20 protein-coding genes are annotated in these 17,545 nt (G+C 47.7%); 13 read left to right on the top strand and 7 right to left on the bottom strand.

Annotated features, from left to right (window positions below; genetic code table 11):
- Positions 1-137: 137 nt before the first annotated feature.
- Positions 138-566: an arsenate reductase (glutaredoxin) gene (gene arsC, locus FTU54_RS01055; RefSeq protein WP_180074301.1), complete on the bottom strand. Its 429-nt coding sequence runs from the start codon at positions 564-566 to the stop codon at positions 138-140.
- Between the two features lie 84 nt (positions 567-650).
- On the opposite strand from arsC, the gene FTU54_RS01050 reads away from it, so the two are divergent.
- The 4 genes from FTU54_RS01050 to arsH are packed head-to-tail and all read left to right on the top strand — an operon-like array spanning position 651 to position 3,203.
- Positions 651-968 carry a metalloregulator ArsR/SmtB family transcription factor gene (locus FTU54_RS01050; RefSeq protein ID WP_005179068.1) on the top strand — a complete coding sequence of 106 codons (318 nt, stop codon included), beginning with the start codon at positions 651-653 and terminating at the stop codon, positions 966-968.
- A gap of 4 nt (positions 969-972) precedes the next feature.
- Positions 973-1,446 (top strand): arsenate reductase ArsC, encoded by a 474-nt coding sequence (locus tag FTU54_RS01045; RefSeq protein WP_163145668.1) that lies wholly within the window; start codon positions 973-975, stop codon positions 1,444-1,446.
- Positions 1,447-1,449: 3 nt separating this feature from the next.
- Positions 1,450-2,499 (top strand): ACR3 family arsenite efflux transporter, encoded by a 1,050-nt coding sequence (gene arsB / locus FTU54_RS01040; protein ID WP_168396142.1) that lies wholly within the window; start codon positions 1,450-1,452, stop codon positions 2,497-2,499.
- Complete coding sequence (gene arsH / locus FTU54_RS01035; protein WP_035363285.1) at positions 2,499-3,203, top strand: arsenical resistance protein ArsH; 705 nt, start codon at positions 2,499-2,501, stop codon at positions 3,201-3,203. Before arsB ends, arsH begins: the two co-directional genes overlap by 1 nt.
- On the opposite strand, the gene FTU54_RS01030 is transcribed toward arsH, so the two are convergent.
- Positions 3,184-3,609 (bottom strand): MerR family DNA-binding protein, encoded by a 426-nt coding sequence (locus FTU54_RS01030; protein ID WP_005179057.1) that lies wholly within the window; start codon positions 3,607-3,609, stop codon positions 3,184-3,186. The genes arsH and FTU54_RS01030 overlap by 20 nt on opposite strands.
- 74 nt (positions 3,610-3,683) lie before the next feature.
- Between FTU54_RS01030 and FTU54_RS01025 the strand changes: the two genes are divergently transcribed.
- Positions 3,684-4,310 (top strand): cation transporter, encoded by a 627-nt coding sequence (locus tag FTU54_RS01025; protein ID WP_180074300.1) that lies wholly within the window; start codon positions 3,684-3,686, stop codon positions 4,308-4,310.
- A 103-nt stretch (positions 4,311-4,413) separates the two neighbouring features.
- On the opposite strand, the gene FTU54_RS01020 is transcribed toward FTU54_RS01025, so the two are convergent.
- On the bottom strand, positions 4,414-5,193 hold the full coding sequence (locus FTU54_RS01020) for a ferredoxin--NADP reductase (protein ID WP_005179053.1): 780 nt from the start codon (positions 5,191-5,193) through the stop codon (positions 4,414-4,416).
- A 105-nt stretch (positions 5,194-5,298) separates the two neighbouring features.
- On the opposite strand from FTU54_RS01020, the gene tsaA reads away from it, so the two are divergent.
- Positions 5,299-6,018 (top strand): tRNA (N6-threonylcarbamoyladenosine(37)-N6)-methyltransferase TrmO, encoded by a 720-nt coding sequence (gene tsaA, locus FTU54_RS01015; RefSeq protein WP_005179050.1) that lies wholly within the window; start codon positions 5,299-5,301, stop codon positions 6,016-6,018.
- Here tsaA and FTU54_RS01010 read toward each other — a convergent pair.
- Positions 6,005-7,270: an MgtC/SapB family protein gene (locus FTU54_RS01010; RefSeq protein WP_180074299.1), complete on the bottom strand. Its 1,266-nt coding sequence runs from the start codon at positions 7,268-7,270 to the stop codon at positions 6,005-6,007. The two genes, tsaA and FTU54_RS01010, sit on opposite strands and share 14 nt — an antisense overlap.
- A gap of 191 nt (positions 7,271-7,461) precedes the next feature.
- Here FTU54_RS01010 and FTU54_RS01005 point away from each other — a divergent pair, with 191 nt between their 5' ends.
- From FTU54_RS01005 to FTU54_RS00990, 4 genes are all read left to right on the top strand, one after another.
- Positions 7,462-9,219 carry a GspE/PulE family protein gene (locus tag FTU54_RS01005; RefSeq protein WP_168414882.1) on the top strand — a complete coding sequence of 586 codons (1,758 nt, stop codon included), beginning with the start codon at positions 7,462-7,464 and terminating at the stop codon, positions 9,217-9,219.
- A gap of 111 nt (positions 9,220-9,330) precedes the next feature.
- Positions 9,331-9,687 (top strand): NirD/YgiW/YdeI family stress tolerance protein, encoded by a 357-nt coding sequence (locus tag FTU54_RS01000; RefSeq protein ID WP_005179042.1) that lies wholly within the window; start codon positions 9,331-9,333, stop codon positions 9,685-9,687.
- A 118-nt stretch (positions 9,688-9,805) separates the two neighbouring features.
- Positions 9,806-10,471 carry a response regulator transcription factor gene (locus FTU54_RS00995; RefSeq protein ID WP_005179040.1) on the top strand — a complete coding sequence of 222 codons (666 nt, stop codon included), beginning with the start codon at positions 9,806-9,808 and terminating at the stop codon, positions 10,469-10,471.
- Positions 10,472-11,812 carry a HAMP domain-containing sensor histidine kinase gene (locus FTU54_RS00990; RefSeq protein WP_180074298.1) on the top strand — a complete coding sequence of 447 codons (1,341 nt, stop codon included), beginning with the start codon at positions 10,472-10,474 and terminating at the stop codon, positions 11,810-11,812.
- Positions 11,813-11,927: 115 nt separating this feature from the next.
- Here FTU54_RS00990 and hemP read toward each other — a convergent pair whose 3' ends face one another.
- Positions 11,928-12,098, bottom strand: coding sequence for a hemin uptake protein HemP (gene hemP / locus FTU54_RS00985; protein WP_016659175.1), 171 nt, complete (start codon positions 12,096-12,098; stop codon positions 11,928-11,930).
- A 138-nt stretch (positions 12,099-12,236) separates the two neighbouring features.
- Here hemP and FTU54_RS00980 point away from each other — a divergent pair, with 138 nt between their 5' ends.
- Positions 12,237-13,160, top strand: coding sequence for a thiamine phosphate synthase (locus tag FTU54_RS00980; RefSeq protein WP_180074296.1), 924 nt, complete (start codon positions 12,237-12,239; stop codon positions 13,158-13,160).
- Here FTU54_RS00980 and FTU54_RS00975 read toward each other — a convergent pair.
- Together FTU54_RS00975 and mrcB are read right to left on the bottom strand one after the other, a co-directional pair.
- On the bottom strand, positions 13,157-13,711 hold the full coding sequence (locus tag FTU54_RS00975) for a tetratricopeptide repeat protein (protein ID WP_180074294.1): 555 nt from the start codon (positions 13,709-13,711) through the stop codon (positions 13,157-13,159). The genes FTU54_RS00980 and FTU54_RS00975 overlap by 4 nt on opposite strands.
- A 16-nt stretch (positions 13,712-13,727) precedes the next feature.
- On the bottom strand, positions 13,728-16,130 hold the full coding sequence (gene mrcB / locus FTU54_RS00970) for a penicillin-binding protein 1B (RefSeq protein ID WP_104472396.1): 2,403 nt from the start codon (positions 16,128-16,130) through the stop codon (positions 13,728-13,730).
- Positions 16,131-16,319: 189 nt separating this feature from the next.
- Between mrcB and FTU54_RS00965 the strand changes: the two genes are divergently transcribed.
- Both FTU54_RS00965 and FTU54_RS00960 read left to right on the top strand, forming a co-directional pair.
- Complete coding sequence (locus tag FTU54_RS00965) at positions 16,320-17,228, top strand: NAD(+) kinase (RefSeq protein ID WP_005179018.1); 909 nt, start codon at positions 16,320-16,322, stop codon at positions 17,226-17,228.
- Complete coding sequence (locus tag FTU54_RS00960; protein ID WP_005179016.1) at positions 17,228-17,497, top strand: YeaC family protein; 270 nt, start codon at positions 17,228-17,230, stop codon at positions 17,495-17,497. Before FTU54_RS00965 ends, FTU54_RS00960 begins: the two co-directional genes overlap by 1 nt.
- Positions 17,498-17,545: the final 48 nt, after the last annotated feature.

Raw genomic sequence — 17,545 nt, 5'->3', positions numbered from 1 at the left:
CAAAAAGGCATAAAAAAATTGTGGCTTTATTGTAGGGATAAAATTTTTCGATTCAACCTAGTAAAAAACTCGGGATTATCAGGCACTCAGCCTGCTAGCGCTGAGAGATGAGCGGCAGCAGGTGAGAGGAAAAACGGTTAATTGACACGCTGACCGTGTTCATCAATTACCAGTTCACCATCTTCTTTACGGAAGGCGTTGAGCTGCGGCTGGGTCAGTAAATCCAATACCAGTTCAGAAGGTCGGCACAGTTTAACGCCGCGTTCAGTCACCACAAAAGGACGGTTAATCAGCAGTGGATGTTGTACCATCAGGGCAATCAGTTCTGCATCGCTCAGATCACGCTCAGCCAGTTGCAGGGTTTTATACGGCGTTACATTTTGACGGATCGCCTCGTGTACACTTAAACCGGCCTGCTGAATCATGTCAGCCAGCACTTCGGCTGTTGGTGGATTTTTTAAATATTCAATAATTTCAGGTTCTTGTCCAGTATTACGGATTAAGGCCAAAGTGTTGCGTGAAGTGCCGCAGTCAGGATTGTGAAAGATTTTAATTGGAGCCGCCATAGTGCTAAAACTCAGGTAAAAGAGGGATATTGCTTTTATATATGGATATACGTATATTCGCAAGTATAAATATGGGGAAGCTGTATGAATCAAACTGATTTTTTTAAATGCCTGTCCGATCCGACCCGTCTGGATATTTTGAAACTGGTGCTGGCCAAACAGAATATTTGTGTCTGCGAGCTGACCGAGGCATTAAATTTAAGCCAACCTAAAATTTCCCGTCATTTGGCTTTGCTAAGAAATTTATCGGTTTTACTGGACCAGCGTCAGGGGCAGTGGGTGTATTACCGCCTGAATCCAGATTTACCCGAGTGGGCAGTGAGTGTGCTGAATATTATCGCGGAGCAAGATGTCAGTCCGATGAATTCGCTGACAGCAACGCTTTCAAGTTATTGTGAGTAAAACCATGAAATTCCTCTTTTTATGTACCGGAAATAGCTGCCGCAGCATTTTATCTGAAGTGTTATTTAACAGTCGTGCTCCAGAAGGCTGGACAGCCTATAGCGCCGGCAGCAAACCGACCGGTCGTGTCCATCCACTGACGTTAAAGACGCTGGAAAATCTGGGCCTGTCGACTGAAGGGCTCTCCAGTAAAAGTATTGATGACTGTGAGCAGTATCAGCCCGATGTGGTGATTACCGTATGTGATGCGGCTGCCCAAGAAGCCTGTCCTTTGTATTTGGGTGGTGCAATTAAAGCGCATTGGGGACTGGCTGATCCATCGCATCTGGATTTGCCGGAAGCGGCCAAGTTGCAGGCCTTTTTAGATACAGTCGCGCATATCAACAAGCGTCTGGATGCACTGTTTGCGTTACAGCCTGAGCAGATGACCCGTCCCGAACTGATTGCTGCCATCAACAATATTTCCCATATCGAGTAAGTCATGGCCAGCACCCGCAAACTTTCCTTTTTAGACCGCAATCTGACGCTGTGGATTTTTATTGCCATGGCGCTCGGAATTGGCATTGGGGTGTATTTCCCGCAGGTGTCGAGCAGTCTGGACCAGATGAGCATGGGCAATGTTAATTTACCGATTGCCATTGGCCTGATTCTGATGATGTATCCACCGCTGGCCAAAGTGGACTATGCCGCTTTACCGCAAATTTTTCAGGATAAACGCACGCTGCTGTTGTCGCTGGTACAAAACTGGCTGATTGCACCGTGTTTGATGTTCGCACTGGCACTGATTTTCCTGCAGCATTATCCGGAATATATGACTGGCCTGATCTTGATTGGACTGGCGCGCTGTATTGCCATGGTACTGGTCTGGAATGATCTGGCCTGTGGCGATAACCAGTATGTCGCTGCCTTGGTGGCCTTTAACAGTATTTTCCAGATTCTGTTTTTCAGTACCTATGCCTGGTTGTTCTTAAGTGTGTTACCGCCTTATTTTGGTGTGGCCGGTCAGGTGATTGATGTCAGTTTCTGGACCATTACCCATGCGGTGCTGGTCTATCTGGGCATTCCGTTTTTGCTGGGCTTTCTGACCCGGCTGATTCTGGTGAAAAACAAAGGACTGGACTGGTATCAGCAGCGTTTTATTCCCAAAATCAGTCCACTTAGCCTGCTGGCGCTGCTGTTTACCATTGTCGCCATGTTTAGCCTGAAAGGGGCCGATGTGGTTGGGTTACCTATGGATGTACTGCGCATTGCCATTCCATTGACCATCTATTTTGTATTGATGTTCTTTGTCAGCTTCTTGATGAGCAAGTGGATGGGCAATGACTATCCACGTACCACGGCCATTTCTTTTACCGCGGCCGGCAATAATTTTGAACTGGCTTTGGCGGTGGCGATTGCAACCTTTGGTCTGACCTCACCGGTGGCATTTACCACCATTATTGGCCCGCTGGTGGAAGTGCCAGTGTTAATTGCCCTGGTGAGTGTCTCGCTGTGGCTGAAACGTAAATTTTATAATGGAACAGGTGGATGATGTCACTTCCCAATCTTGATGTAGACTTAATTGAACAGCCGAGTTTTGAGCAGGTTCAGGCCAGAGCATTGCCGCATCCGCCGCGAATTTTATTGCTGTATGGTTCAAACCGCGAACGTTCCTATAGCCGTTTGGCGGTGATGGAAGCCGGCCGGATTCTGGAGCACTTTGGCGCAGAAGTTAAAATTTTCCATCCCAAAGGTTTACCGTTACCGGAAGATGGCGATGCTTCACATCCTAAAGTTCAGGAATTGCATGAATTGCTGGCCTGGGCAGAAGGCATGGTCTGGTGCAGTCCGGAACGTCATGGTGCCATGAGTTCCATTCTAAAGGCACAGATTGACTGGATTCCTCTGGCTGCCGGTGCTATTCGTGCGACCCAAGGTAAAACTCTGGCGCTGATGCAGGTTAGTGGTGGTTCGCAGTCCTTTAATGCGGTGAATCAGATGCGTATTTTAGGGCGCTGGATGCGGATGATCACCATCCCGAACCAATCGTCAATTCCGAAAGCCTTTTTGGAGTTTGATGAAGCCGGACGCATGCAACCCTCTTCCTTATATGACCGGATTGTCGATGTTATGGAAGAGCTGTACAAGTTCACTTTATTGACCCGCGGTCAGGCCAGCTATCTGACCAACCGTTATTCCGAGCGCAAGGAATCGGCTGCGGAACTGTCGAAACGGGTTAATCAGAAGTCGATTTAGGCGTTTCATCGGCCTCTAGCTGTTTTAAAATTTGGCAATGGTCGATGGTGGTTCGGGCATTGCAAGACTGCCGTAATTGCTGCAGTTGCAGCTGAAAATGCTGTAACTCAGCAATTTTGCTTTCGATTTGTACTAAATGATGATCAAGCAGTTCATTTACCGCCTGACAGTCCTGATCGGGCTGCTGTTCCAGCGCAATCAGGGTTTCAATTTCCTTTAAGGATAAATCCAGTGCGCGGCAACGTTTAATAAAAATTAGCCGTTTTAAGGTGTCATCATCATAATAACGATAATTATTTTCGGCCCTTAAGGTGGGTTGGATGAGCGCTTTCTTTTCATAAAAACGCACCGTGTCTGCACTCAGACCGGTTTTTTTGACCAAATCCCGAATCAGATAATGTGCCATGACTTGACCTTGGAGTTAGACCATAGTTTCTAATGAGCATAATACAGTCATAGAAAAATGCAACAGGAGGCTTTATGGCCTGTCAATGTCAGCCTGCACCGGTCAAACCCGATGGCCGTTTTCGTACCGCACTCTGGATTGCCCTGATTATTAATTTGCTGATGTTCGTGGTGGAACTGTTTGGCGGGATGTATGCCCATTCGGCAGCACTCTGGGCCGATGCGCTGGATTTCTTTGGTGATGCGGCCAACTATGCCATTTCACTGGCTGTGCTAGGGATGAGCCTGTATTGGCGCGCCACCGTGGCTTTATTAAAAGGCATTACCATGGCCACGTTTGGCTGTCTGGTGCTGACCAAAACGGTCTATAACTATATGCAGGGCATTCCCCCGGAAGCCATTACCATGGGGGTAATTGGTGGACTGGCTTTAGTGGCCAACGTGGTGGCAGCCGTGATTCTGTATCGCTTTCGTGATGGAGATTCCAACATGAAATCGGTCTGGCTGTGTAGCCGTAATGATGCAATTGGCAATGTTGCGGTGATTCTGGCGGCAGTAGGGGTGTTTGGAACGGGTAGTTTATTGCCGGATATTATTGTCGCGGTGATTATGGCAGGGCTGGGTTTAACTGCGGGTTATCAGGTGATTAAAAAAGCCTGGGCGGAGAGACGGGAAAGCCGAGCTGTAGATCAGTGTGCATAAGGACGTTGCTATAACATCAAATCAATGGGTGATATAGAACTCGACTCATTGAGACAAATAAAAAACCGGTCAATCTGACCGGTTTTTTTAGTTCTGGAAAAGCTTATTTTTCCACGAATGCACGTTCAATCACGTAATCGCCTAAAACGCCCATACGTGGTGATTCTTTTAAGCCGTGTTGATCAAGCAGCGCAGCAACATCATCCAGGAAGGCTGGGCTACCACACAGCATCGCGCGGTCAGTTTCCGGGTTAAAACGTGGTAAACCGATTTTCTCGAACAATTGACCAGATTCAATTGCAGTGGTGACACGACCTTGAGTATGGAAATCTTCACGTGTTACCGTTGGATAATAAACCAGTTTTTCTTTCGCGCCCAGTTCCGAGAAGAATTCGTGGTTTGGAATTTCGTTCAGAATCAGGTCCTGATACGCCAGTTCAGAAATATAACGTGTACCATGAACAACAATGATTTTTTCAAAACGTTCATAGGTTTCCGGATCACGAATCACCGACAGGAACGGTGCAAGACCGGTACCTGAAGACAGCAGGTATAAGTTTTTACCCGGATTTAAGTCATCGAGTACCAGAGTTCCGGTTGGTTTGCGAGAAACCAGCAGTTCATCGCCCACTTTAACTTTTTGCAAAATCGAGGTTAATGGACCATCTGGCACTTTAATCGAGAAGAATTCCAGCTCTTCTTCATAGTTGGCACTTGCAATCGAATATGCACGCATCAAAGGCTTACCATTCACTTCAAGACCGATCATTACAAATTGACCGTTTTTAAAACGCAGTGCAGTGTCACGAGTCGTTTTAAAAGAGAATAAAGTGTCATTCCAGTGGTGGACGTGAGTAATCTTTTCGACGTTAAAAGCAGCCATTAAAGGTCTCAATAAATTATCAAATTAGAACAGGTTGCTATTCTAATCTAAATTCATACTCGATAAACTGAATATATTTAATTGAGCTTATCAAAAAAAGTGATTATGACTGATCTGACCTTGCCCATTATCGGGATTATGAAATCTCCTTATAAAGAAAAGTTTGGCATCCCGCGGCAGCCGAATCTGGTTCAGGTTGAATCCTATATTGACATGCTGGAACCTTATAACGATTTGCTGGCCTTTGAGGGCATTGAAGCATTTAGTCATTTGTGGTTGCTGTGGCAATTTCATGACAATAAAAACCAGCAGCAGACAAAATTCCGTGCTCAGGTGCGGCCGCCGCGTTTGGGTGGTAACCAGAAAATTGGAGTATTTGCGACACGCAGTATGTACCGGCCATCACCGGTGGGCTTGTCAGTGGTGCAATTAAAACAGGTGAAAAAAGTCGGCAAGGCAGTACGGGTTTATGTGACCGGGAGTGATTTACTCGATGGTACACCGATTTTAGATATCAAGCCTTATATCCAGTATTCTGATGCGGTCATGGAGGCGCAAAGTGGCTATGCGCAGGATGAGCCTGAACGTAAACAGGTGGTGTGGACAGAGCAGGCCGCTGTACAAAAACAGCAATTATTGCAGCAGCATAAAATTAGCGCGCAGATGCTGAGTGAGCTGGAACAGGTGTTGTCTTTAGACCCGCGTCCGGCTTATCAGGAGGATGAAACCCGGCTCTATAAAATGCACTTTGCCAATATTGATGTCGGATTTCTAGTACAGCCAGATCAGGTGCTGATTCAGATGTTAGCGCTTAAGCCGGCTTAAACATAAAATAAGCCATCGCAATCAGCACCGCCATATGCAGAATTTGGGCCGGTGCAAAATACAGGGCAAAGCGTGGTCCGCCAATTAAAAAGGCATTCACGCATTTGGCCAGTGCATGTGCACCCAGACCCAAAATCAGCGCATAAAACAGGGTTAAATTGCTGGGCGAGCCTTGGGTAATTACCGCGGCAGCGGCAGCGTGAATTTCAAATAAGGATGCCAGGAAGGTTCCGGCAATTAAACCGGTGCTGCCCAGTGCCTGATCCAGTCCGTAGACCATGGCTTGAATCAGGGTGAGCGTGACCACAATAATCGCGGCCTCTTTGAGGCTAAACATGCGGCTATCGGCTTCTTTGGCTTTTGGCTGTGAGCCGGTATTTTTTCTGAGCAGCCAGTAACCCACCGCCACCAGAATCATAATCGCCACTGCACTCGGTACCACAAATACCTTAAACCAGGACAGATTAATCCCCACAATAATAATCAGAATCTGCAACAGCGTCGCCACGCAGGACATGAGCGCCGCGCCCGCATTAATCTGGGCATCGCCGCGGCCGGAACGCACTTCCATGCCTAAACTGGCAATGGTGGCGGTACTGGACACAAAGCCGGACGCAATTGAGGATAGCATCAGTGCATTATTGGTGGACAGCAGGCGCTTGGCGATATGCGCCAAAGCCTGTACCGATAAAATCAGAATCAGCAGTTTTAAAATCACATAAGGATTGAGCACATTGCCCCATAAGGGGGTATCTGGCGTCAAAGGCAGGGCAATCAGAACCAGTGCCAGCAGGAACAGACCATCACGCAGCTCTGCTTCGGTAATCCATTTGCTGACAATGCCGTGCATCAGGTGTTTGGTCATGAGCAGACCGGTTAAAATAACCGCCAGACCAGCCGCCAACGGAATATTCCACAAACAGAGCGCGCCAATAAAATAGGTCATAATAAAGGCCAGTTCGGTGGTCGCACCCGGGTCTTCAACCTGATTTTTAAGCGAAAACAGCCCAACTCCGCCAATAATCACGGCCCCGACAATACCAAAAACTGGCCCTAGCAAAAAGCAGATCGCACCGAGCAAGGCACACACAGCAAAGGTGCGCACCCCGGCAAAATGATGGTTGGCTTCATTGTGCTTGCTGCGTTCACGTTCCAGACCAATTAACAGGCCACAGCCAAGTGCGGCTGCAAGCATGGTCATCAGCTCCTGAAAAGAGGTACTCAAGATTGAAGGGGCAGTTAAAAATTCCATCTTTATATCCCGCGGCAGTGGGGCGACGTCTCCATCATATAATTGATTCTGTGAAGATTGCTATGCGGAACTGTATGTTTAATTTGCAGGAGCTGCGCTTGATGCGTATCTGCATCAGATTTTCCACTGGCAAAGGCAGGCGGGAAAAATAAACTCTGCTATAGTGTGCTGATGTTGGGGGAACAAAAACAATGAATTTTAATTTTGAAATTGATACCACCTGGTGTTTAGAGCAATTATTAAAAGATGGCCGGATCAGCGAACGCGATAAAATGCTGGTACAGACCACGCATCGCCAGCGTGAGCAGCTGAAATGGCATCCGTTGCAATGGATTGCGCATTTTAACCTGACCGATCAGCAACATCCCCAAACCACATTGACACTGAACCGTTTATGTCAGTGGCTGGCAGAAAAGACCGAGCTGCCTTTTTATGTGATTGATCCGTTAAAGGCCGATGTGGCCGCTTTAACCGCGGTGATGTCCCAGGAATTTGCCCTGCGCAATAAAATTCTGGCGGTAGAGATTCAGCCCGATACGGTGTTCATTGCCACCGATCAGCCGTTTATGACCGATTGGGTCGCCAATTTAGAACACAGTTTATTGCCGCGTAAAATCCAGCGCGTGCTGCTGAGTCCAGAGCAGTTACAGCGTTATCTGGTAGAATATTATCAGGTCAGTCGTGCGGTCAGTGGTTCACAAAAAGCCGCAGCACATGACCGTGAAAATAAAGGTGTCGAAGCCTTATTACAGCTGGGCGATACCCAAAACCCCGATGCCAATGACCAGCATATTGTTAAACTGGTGGACTGGGTGCTGCAGTTTGCTTTTGAACAGGGCGCCAGTGATATTCATCTGGAGCCACGTAAAGACAAGGGTAAAATCCGTTTCCGGATTGATGGCGTACTACATACCATTTATAACATGCCGGCCAATACCTTAACTGCGGTCATTTCACGGATTAAAATTCTCGGCCGCATGAATGTGGCAGAAAAACGCAAACCCCAAGATGGCCGTTTAAAAACCCGTACTCCCAAAGGGCAGGAAACCGAATTGCGTCTTTCGACTTTACCGACGGCTTTTGGTGAAAAACTGGTGATGCGTATTTTTGACCCGGAAGTGCTGGTACGCAGCTTCCAGCAGCTCGGTTTTGAAGAACGTCTGTTACAGGGCTGGCAAAGTCTGACCGGTCATAGTCATGGCATTATTCTGGTCACCGGGCCGACCGGTTCGGGTAAAACCACCACGCTGTATTCATCACTGAAACAGCTGGCCACCGATGAAGTCAATGTCTGTACCATTGAAGACCCGATTGAAATGATTGAACCGAGCTTTAACCAGATGCAGGTCAATCAGGGCATTGAGCTGGGCTTTGCCGATGGCGTGCGCGCGCTGATGCGTCAGGACCCGGATATTATTATGGTCGGGGAGATTCGTGATCAGGATACGGCCAATATGGCCATTCAAGCGGCATTAACCGGTCACCTGGTGTTATCGACCTTGCATACCAATGATGCGCCGTCCAGTCTGACCCGTTTGCATGATTTAGGTGTGCAGCCTTTTTTAACTGCAGCCACCATTCTGGGGGTATTGGCGCAGCGTCTGGTGCGCAAGCTGTGTCCGCATTGCAAACAGGAAGGCATGATTAATACCAATGAATGGGAACATCTGACGTTTGACTATGTCATGGAGATGCCGGAAAAAGTTTATAAGCCGGTGGGCTGTGAAGCCTGCCGTCAGACCGGTTATAAAGGCCGGATCGGGATTTATGAGTTTATGCCGCTGAGTCTGGACACCAAACAGCTGATTGGTGCCAATGCTGATCTGACCCAGTTACGCCAGCAGGCCAAGAAAGAAGGCATCGAGCCACTACGGATTGCCGGGGCGCGTAAAGTCATGGCCGGTATTACCACCTTGGAAGAAGTACTGCGGGTGGTACCGTTAAACTAAAACCCAAAAAAGTGAAAAATTTTTGAATATGAGGAAATCTTAAGATTCAGCTCATCTTGCTTTGTTTTAATGACTACATCGAAACGAACAACACTGAATGAGGAAAGACAGATGAACCTATTTTCAAAAGCACTTTTAACTGCAGGTCTAGTGGGCGCAACTACATTTGCTGTTGCAGATACCGCGGTGAACCAGTCTGCATTGGCGCAAGCAACCACGGTGAAACAGGCGTTAACCATGAAAGATGACAGCAATGTCCAGCTGAAAGGTTATATCGTAAAAGCCATTGGTGATGAAAAATACCAGTTCCGTGACAGCACTGGCACCATCACAGTAGATATTGATGATGACCTGTGGAATGGTAAAGCGATTTCTGCCAAAACTCCAGTAGTGATTACCGGTGAAGTGGACATTGATTATAAACCTTCTAAACGTGTTGAAATTGATGTCGAGCAGGTTCGTTTCTAAGCCGACCTTTTAATCAGATTGATTGCAGCTCCACACAAAACCACAGGCTCCATGCATGTGGTTTTTTTGAATCTTGTGAAAAATCAGGCATGATGTAAAAAAAGCTAGAGTAGAACCAATGCGTATTTTACTGGCAGAAGATGACGCCTCTCAGGCAGAAAGTATTAAAACCTGGCTGGAAATGGACGGTTATAACGTCGATTGGGTCGAGCGTGGCAATCATGCCATTTTGGCCATTGAGCAGCATCACTATGATTGTGTGCTGCTGGATCGTGGCCTGCCGGGCAATACCGGCGATGAAATTCTGACCGCTTTGCGCCGTAAACAGTTGGATACCCCGGTGATTTTTATTACCGCCAAAGACAGCATTCAGGACCGGGTCGATGGACTGGATTTAGGCGCCAATGACTATCTGGTCAAGCCTTTTAGTCTGGAAGAACTGTCAGCACGGGTGCGCAGCCAGTTACGCACCCGGCAGACTCAGCCCGATCATCAGATCCGTTTTGCCAATCTGCTGTTAGATACTCAAGCCAAAACCTTAACCCAGGATGGCCACGCGGTGAATTTAACCGCTAAGGAATTTCAGATTCTGTATAAATTAATGCAAAAGCCCGAGCATGTGGTAACCCGGGAGCAGCTGGAAGAATCGCTGTATGCCTGGGGCGATGAAATTGAAAGCAATGCCATTGAAGTGTTTATTTATCAGCTGCGTAAAAAAATTGGCAGCCATTTAATTAAAACCATTCGCGGTTTGGGCTATCGCATGCAGCAGGAACAGGCGTAAATGAAGCAAACGGGTGCGGTTTCTTTACAGAAAACCCTGGTCAAAACCTCGGTACTGAGTTCGATGATTGCCGGCCTGCTGGCACTGGTGCTGCTGTTTGCCGTGTCAATTTATCAGACCATGCAGCTGCAAGATGAAATCATGGATGAAGCGGCCGATATGCTGTTATTGCAGGATATTAGCAGTGGCGCTGGCGAGCAGGTTGATGAACTCACTGAACAGTTCAAGATGCATTATCAGCTGCGACTGGGTCAGCAGACCTTGACCGAAACGGAAGATTTTCCCTTAGCACCAGCTACAATCACACAGCAGGAAGAGGGGTTTTCCTTTGTCTGGGCGGATCAGCGTTTATGGCGTGTTTATGTGGCCAGTGATGATGATTTAAGCGTACTGATGACCCAGAAAATGAATGTGCGTTTCCAGGAAATCTGGGCCACAGGTCTGGGCTATGCCGCGATTTTAATTTTATTGTGGCTGATTCAATGGGGCATTGTACATTTTGCTATTCGTAAACAGTTCCGCTCTTTACAGGCTTTGTCTGCGCAAATTGCGCAAAAGCATGTGCAGGACCTGAGTCCGGTACAAAGTACCCAGCCAGAATTGCTGGAATTACAGCCGATGGTGCAGCAGTTAAACCGTTTGCTTAGCCGGCTGGAACATTCTTTAGAAGCCGAGCAGCGTTTTACTTCTGACGCCTCACATGAACTGCGTTCGCCGCTTTCTGCCATTCAAATGCGCTTGCAGGTGTTAAAACGCAAATATCAGGATCAGCCGCAATTAGCGGAAGATCTGGCCCAGATTCAACGCGATGTCAACCGCGGCACTCAGGTACTGGAGAATCTGCTATTACTGGCGCGTTTAGACCCGGCACATCTACAAGACTTGCCTATAACCGAGGTTGATTTACAAAAGCTGGTGCTGGATGTGCTCGAGGCCTTGGCACCGTTTAGTCTGGAAAAACAGATTAAACCGCGCTTGCAGCTACAACCGGCGATCATTCAGGCCAATCCGGAATTGCTATATACCTGTATCCGTAACCTGATCGACAATGCCATCCGCTATGCCACGCAACAGAGTGAGGTGGTGGTCAGTATCAATGGTGATGCTGAACAGGTGCAGCTGTGTATTGAAAATAATGGTCAACAGATCAGTGATGAGGTGTTACAACGTCTGGGTGAGCGTTTTTATCGGGCGCTGGGCACACAAACCCAAGGCAGTGGTCTTGGTATTTCGATCTGTAAAAAGATTATCAGCCTGCATCAGGGCCAATTGCAGTTTAGCCGTTCAGCTTTAGGCGGTTTACTGGTGGAACTGAGTTTGCCCGGTGTGAAGCAAAAATAACAAAATCGAAAATAACAACATTGAGTTCAATCTTGAGATACGCATGGGCAGTTAAAAAGCAGTATGCGCTGATTCATACTGCTGCTTCCCACGATTATTATTATTCAGATGTTTCTTATTTGGTGAGAATAAGGCGATTATTACGGGTAAGGCGTAGGCGGTATTCTTCTCCGGCATGCATGATGCGAATTTCACGACCGAGAGCAAACAGGTTATTAGAATGTAACATTGGTAAGGCATGCTGTTGATCTGCATTACGGCTAAACAGGCTAAATGGTGCGTTCATTCCTTCGACTCCGTGGTGTATGTTGAACGATATAAATGATAATCATTATCAAATATATCTGTCAACGCTTGATTTGGGGAATTTATAAAAAGTATAAATTTGCTTACACTTGCTCATATTTCAAAAACAGGACGTTTCATGTCAAAGCCACATCTACATATCGCGATTGGGATTTTATTGCATCAGACCCAGGTCCTGGTCGGCTGGCGCGAAGCCAAACAGCATCAGGGCAATAAGCACGAATTTCCCGGCGGCAAGGTAGAGCAGCATGAAACGCCAGTGCAGGCCTGTCGCCGTGAAGTGCGCGAAGAAGTAGGCATTGACCTGATCCAGTGGCATGAGTTTGATTTTATCCGGCATGAATATGAAGATGTGATTGTCAATTTGCATGTGTTCCATGCCTTTGTGCCGGCGGCGTTGCTCTCAGACATCCAGCAACCGTGGACCTGGTATAAACGGCAGGATTTGGCTCGTTTGAATTTCCCGCAAGCCAACCAGCGTATGCTGCAACGCCTCTACTGGCCTGAATGTATCAAAATTAGTGAAGACTTAAACTGTCTGGATACCCCGGATACCCAGCAACTACTGTATTGGCGAGTTGCGCCGGCACCGGAACGCAGTATTGAACTGGCTGAGCAGAATATTGGCTGTTTAAAATCATTAATTGTTAATCTGGAGCTGTGGAAGCAGCTGAATAGCGTGCAGCAGGTCTCGGTCGCTGCCATCCATTTAAAGCAGCAACAATGTATGCAATTGCACAAGGGCAGCCTGCAGGCCGGTCAGCGTTATATTGCCGCTTGTCATGATCTGGAATCGTTACAACATGCGCAGAATATTGGCTGTGATGCTGCAATTTTAAGTCCGGTGCTGCCAACAGCCAGCCATCCGGATACTCCGGCATTAGGCTGGGCACAGTTTCAGGACTGGGCCAAACAGGTCGATATTCCGGTGTTTGCCTTAGGCGGGATGCATCGGCAGGACTTGGCGCAGGCCCAGCAACACCATGCCTATGGTATTGCTGGGATCCGCTTTATGGATGCGTTGGATAGCGCTTCAGCCTAAAGTTGTTTCAGCGCTTGCTGTGCCTGTTGCACGGTACGGCTATTGTTTTGTAGCTGGCCGGCTTTTTGAATAATCAGCCATAATTGGCGTTTCATCGCCGGTGTTTGTGCATAGCTCAGACCACGGCGGGCCAGGGCTTCTGCATTTTTCGGCTGTTTTTTCTGGTTCGCCACCAGCCCTAAATACATATAGGTTTCAGCCGATTGCGGTGCCAGACGCTGTGCCTGTAAGGCGGCAGCTTCGGCACGCGGCCATTGTCCCTGACGATAAGCCGTCTGGGTCTGCTGCATCAGTTTCTTAAACGCTGGTAAAGAGCGGCCATCTTCAAAACGCTGCTGTACTTTTTGTTCAGGAACCACGACCTGTAATTTCTTGCGCTGAATTTCTTCCTGTTCATAAGGATGAATCACCACGCCGGTGGGTGTGCGAATGGTTTTTCGTTCAGTCGTTTTTTCTTGGTCCGGTTGCGGTGCCGGCTTGGATTCCGGCAGGCTTTGACAGCCCACCAGTCCAGCCAGTCCCATCCCCAAGATCAGATATTTCAAGGTCATTTAATTAAGGGTCCACTTATTGCGTATAACTGCCGCTTGAAATGATGCGTGCATCATTTTCGGAAAGTTGTCTTTCCATCTCGGCTTCACTTTCCTGGATATAATTCTCGATACTGTCACTGCTTTCAGGTACAGCTTGGTAATATTCGGTATCCGGATTGTAAACCGGCTCAACCTGATAATGCGGTAAACCACAGGCGGTGGCCTGACGCGGCACATGATTACGATAAATCGGAATATACATCGCACCGGCACAGCCTTGAGCCGACAAGTGACCAGAGTCACGGTCAATCCAGTGCCACTGTACGCTGTCCGGCTGGCGTAGATTCACCGGCTTCTGGCGCAGCTGACGCATCACATTGCTCCACACCGGCAGGGCACCCGATGAACCTGTCAAACCGGTGACTTTGTTATCATCCAGCCCTAACCAGACCACGCTTAAATAGTTACCCGAATAACCAGCAAACCAGGAGTCGCGGGTATCATTGGTGGTGCCCGATTTACCGGCCAGTTTTAAATCGCTGGACAGGCTGTTATAGGCTGCACGTCCGGTTCCTGCACTCATTACCTGTTGCAGGCCATAATTCAGCATATAGGCCGCAGACGGTTCAATGGTCTGCTGTACTGACAGGCCATAACGCTCGAGCAGACGACCATTAGAATCGACCACCGCGCGAATGGCTTTGGTTGGATACTGGAACCCACCGGTGGCAAAGTTGCCATAAATATTCATCACCTGCATAGGTGATAAATCGACCGCGCCTAGATAAATGGACGGATACTGTGGAATATTTTCGCTACTGACGCCAAATTTAATCAGATGGTTACGGAAGGTCGATAGACCAAATTCCTGACCCAAACGTACCGCCGACAGGTTATAGGAATTGGCCAGCGCTTGCGCCATCGGGACTACGCCATGTTCGCTGCCGCTGTAATTACGCGGTGTCCATGACTTGCCGGCAGATGGAATACTGATTTCGGTATCCTGTACCGGACTGGCCCAGTTATAGCGACCCGATTCTAGTGCGCTTAAATAGATGACCGGTTTCAAGAGCGAGCCGACCTGACGCTTGGCATCCAGCGCACGGTTAAAGCCGGTAAAGTCCTGGGTAGAACCGACTGCAGCCACCAGTTCACCATTTTCAGGATGGGACACCAGCACCGCCCCTTGCAAATCTTTTAAACGGCGCGGATTGGCATTGGCCAGACGGTTTACTGATTCTTTAAATGCGCTTTGTACTTTGGTCTGTGCAATTGGGTCTAAAGTGGTAAAAATCCGTAGTCCCTGATTGGTCAGATCACCTTCCTGATATTCAGCACGTAACTGACGACGCACAATGTCCAGAAAATCCGGGAAGCGGGCAGGGCCCATGGTCGGTTTGGCAATCACATTTAACGGACGCGCGGTTTCGGTTTCATACTGTTCCTGCGTCAGATAGCCCATCACCAGCATATTGTTCAGTACAATATTACGGCGTTTTTCTGCTGCTTCCGGATTACGCCATGGATTATATAAAGACGGTCCCTGCACCAGACCAACCAGAAAAGCCTGCTGGGCAATATTCAGTTCACGCAGCGGCAGACCAAAATAGAACTGTGAGGCCAGACCGTAACCATTAATAGAATAGTTGCCGTTTTGACCCAGGTTCACTTCATTTAAATAGGCTTCCAGAATTTCATCTTTGTCATAATGCAGCTCAATTAGCATCGCCATCAGCGCTTCATTGGCTTTACGCTTTAATGTACGTTCCGGGGTCAGATAAAAGTTTTTCACCAGTTGCTGGGTCAGGGTCGAACCGCCCTGACGTTTCCCGCCGGTAATATTGCTGACAATGGCACGCGCAGTCCCGCGAATCGACACGCCATGATGCAGATAGAAATTACGGTCTTCGGTGGCAATTAAGGCTTCAATTAACGGTTTTGGCACCCGGTTCAGTTTAATCAGCACCCGGTCTTCATTGTGCTGCGGATAAATCCCGCCAATCAGCATGGGCTCTAAACGGGCAATACCGGTGGTCGATGGTTTGGTCGCACTGACTTCAGCAATCTGGTTATTGGCAAAGCTGACTTTGAGTACCTGTTCCGGTTCAACACTTTCACCAAAATCGAAGCCGCGGGTATGTACAAACAAGGTATCACCCGCATCGACATAGCTGCCGGTTTTGTTATAGCTTTCTGCGCTTTTATAGCCTAAAAGTTTTAATTCCTGCACGAAATCGGCTTTATTGAGCGGTGCATTGGTATAGATTTCCAGCGGACGAGCAAAGACCTTGGCTGGAATGTCCCAGCGCTGTCCTTCAAATTTATCTCTAACAATATTATCTAATCGAATCAGGTAGATACTTAATGCCAGAAATGCCCCAATCACCAGTATACAAAATAGAAGTGCAATAATACCTATGCCACGTTCAGACTTCATAAATCGCAATAAAACCCTAAGAAATTAGGCTAATCATGCGAAGCTTTTACATAATTTGCAATATTTAATCTGTGAATGAAGCGGCCAATCGAGGAGAAAAAACGGTTGGATTCAGATTTCTAAAGTTTTTTTAAAACATTCGGGTTAGTGCTATTATAGTCAACGGATCGTAGCGGAGCGATGTCGTAGGTGCAAATTTCACACAAGAACTTTCGTAATATCGGATTGATTGGACGTCCTGGCAAAACTTCGGTCGTAGAAACGCTCAGTTTAATTCATGATCATCTGCTGAATTTAGGCCTGCATCCGGTATTTGATGCAGAAACAGCAGAACTGGTCCCTTATCCGAACACCCAAACCGTCAGCCGCGCCTTACTGGGCGAAGTGGTTGATCTGGTGATTGTGGTCGGCGGTGATGGCTCGTTGCTGCATGCAGCGCGCGCACTGGTCAAATACAATACGCCGGTCATCGGGGTAAACCGTGGCCGTTTAGGTTTCCTGACCGACATTAAACCCACGGAAGTCATCTTCAAGCTGGATCAGGTGTTAAAAGGCGAGTTTCAGCTGGACCGCCGTTTCCTGCTGGAAATGGAAGTACGCTCCAAAGGTGAAGTCATTTATGAAGCAGTGGCTTTAAATGATGTGGTGCTGCATTCCGGTAAATCGGTACACATGATTGATTTTGACCTGAATATTGATGGTCAGTATGTTTATCGTCAGCACAGTGATGGTTTAATTGTATCTACGCCTACTGGTTCTACCGCCTATGCCTTGTCTGGTGGTGGCCCGATTGTGCATCCGAGTATGGATGCGATTGTGCTGGTGCCGATGCATCCGCATACCTTGTCTTCACGCCCGATTGTGGTGGGTGGACAAAGTGAAATTAAAATACAGATTCGTGAAAACCGTGTCTTGCCAATGGTAAGTGCCGATGGTCAGCACAGTGTTTCACTCAGTGTCGGGGACAGTTTGCATATCCGCAAGCATCCCTATAAGTTAAACCTACTTCATCCACCGGGTTATGATTTCTATATGGCATGTCGTACCAAGCTCGGCTGGAACCAAGATTTTGATTCTTTGCAACAGCAGGATTTATGATGAATATTGAACAGATGCTGGCCGTACTCAATCCTGAAATTGTTGGTCGTCTAAAAACCGCGGTAGAGATTGGTAAATGGCCGAATGGTGTGGCGTTGACCAAAGAGCAGCGCGAAATTTGTATGCAGGCCGTGTATGCCTGGGAAATCCAGCATTTACCGGAAACTGAACGTAGCGGTTATATCGACCGTGGCACCAAGGAAGAAGGTGAACAATGTGATGATGATCATCACAAAAATGAAGATTTCCAGCCGATCAAGTTTATTTAAACTTTAAGGAAACGGATTCATGCAAAAAAGGTAAGCCGCGGCTTACCT

It is taken from the genome of Acinetobacter sp. YH12116, assembly GCF_013418895.1.
GTDB lineage: Bacteria > Pseudomonadota > Gammaproteobacteria > Pseudomonadales > Moraxellaceae > Acinetobacter > Acinetobacter indicus.
This window is presented reverse-complemented; position numbering and strand designations above follow the sequence as displayed.

Coding starts and splice junctions, on each gene's coding strand:
- arsC (WP_180074301.1), bottom strand. CDS start 566: ATGGCGGCTCCAATTAAAATCTTTCACAATCCTGACTGCGGCACTTCA.
- FTU54_RS01050 (WP_005179068.1), top strand. CDS start 651: ATGAATCAAACTGATTTTTTTAAATGCCTGTCCGATCCGACCCGTCTG.
- FTU54_RS01045 (WP_163145668.1), top strand. CDS start 973: ATGAAATTCCTCTTTTTATGTACCGGAAATAGCTGCCGCAGCATTTTA.
- arsB (WP_168396142.1), top strand. CDS start 1,450: ATGGCCAGCACCCGCAAACTTTCCTTTTTAGACCGCAATCTGACGCTG.
- arsH (WP_035363285.1), top strand. CDS start 2,499: ATGTCACTTCCCAATCTTGATGTAGACTTAATTGAACAGCCGAGTTTT.
- FTU54_RS01030 (WP_005179057.1), bottom strand. CDS start 3,609: ATGGCACATTATCTGATTCGGGATTTGGTCAAAAAAACCGGTCTGAGT.
- FTU54_RS01025 (WP_180074300.1), top strand. CDS start 3,684: ATGGCCTGTCAATGTCAGCCTGCACCGGTCAAACCCGATGGCCGTTTT.
- FTU54_RS01020 (WP_005179053.1), bottom strand. CDS start 5,193: ATGGCTGCTTTTAACGTCGAAAAGATTACTCACGTCCACCACTGGAAT.
- tsaA (WP_005179050.1), top strand. CDS start 5,299: ATGACTGATCTGACCTTGCCCATTATCGGGATTATGAAATCTCCTTAT.
- FTU54_RS01010 (WP_180074299.1), bottom strand. CDS start 7,270: ATGGAATTTTTAACTGCCCCTTCAATCTTGAGTACCTCTTTTCAGGAG.
- FTU54_RS01005 (WP_168414882.1), top strand. CDS start 7,462: ATGAATTTTAATTTTGAAATTGATACCACCTGGTGTTTAGAGCAATTA.
- FTU54_RS01000 (WP_005179042.1), top strand. CDS start 9,331: ATGAACCTATTTTCAAAAGCACTTTTAACTGCAGGTCTAGTGGGCGCA.
- FTU54_RS00995 (WP_005179040.1), top strand. CDS start 9,806: ATGCGTATTTTACTGGCAGAAGATGACGCCTCTCAGGCAGAAAGTATT.
- FTU54_RS00990 (WP_180074298.1), top strand. CDS start 10,472: ATGAAGCAAACGGGTGCGGTTTCTTTACAGAAAACCCTGGTCAAAACC.
- hemP (WP_016659175.1), bottom strand. CDS start 12,098: ATGAACGCACCATTTAGCCTGTTTAGCCGTAATGCAGATCAACAGCAT.
- FTU54_RS00980 (WP_180074296.1), top strand. CDS start 12,237: ATGTCAAAGCCACATCTACATATCGCGATTGGGATTTTATTGCATCAG.
- FTU54_RS00975 (WP_180074294.1), bottom strand. CDS start 13,711: ATGACCTTGAAATATCTGATCTTGGGGATGGGACTGGCTGGACTGGTG.
- mrcB (WP_104472396.1), bottom strand. CDS start 16,130: ATGAAGTCTGAACGTGGCATAGGTATTATTGCACTTCTATTTTGTATA.
- FTU54_RS00960 (WP_005179016.1), top strand. CDS start 17,228: ATGAATATTGAACAGATGCTGGCCGTACTCAATCCTGAAATTGTTGGT.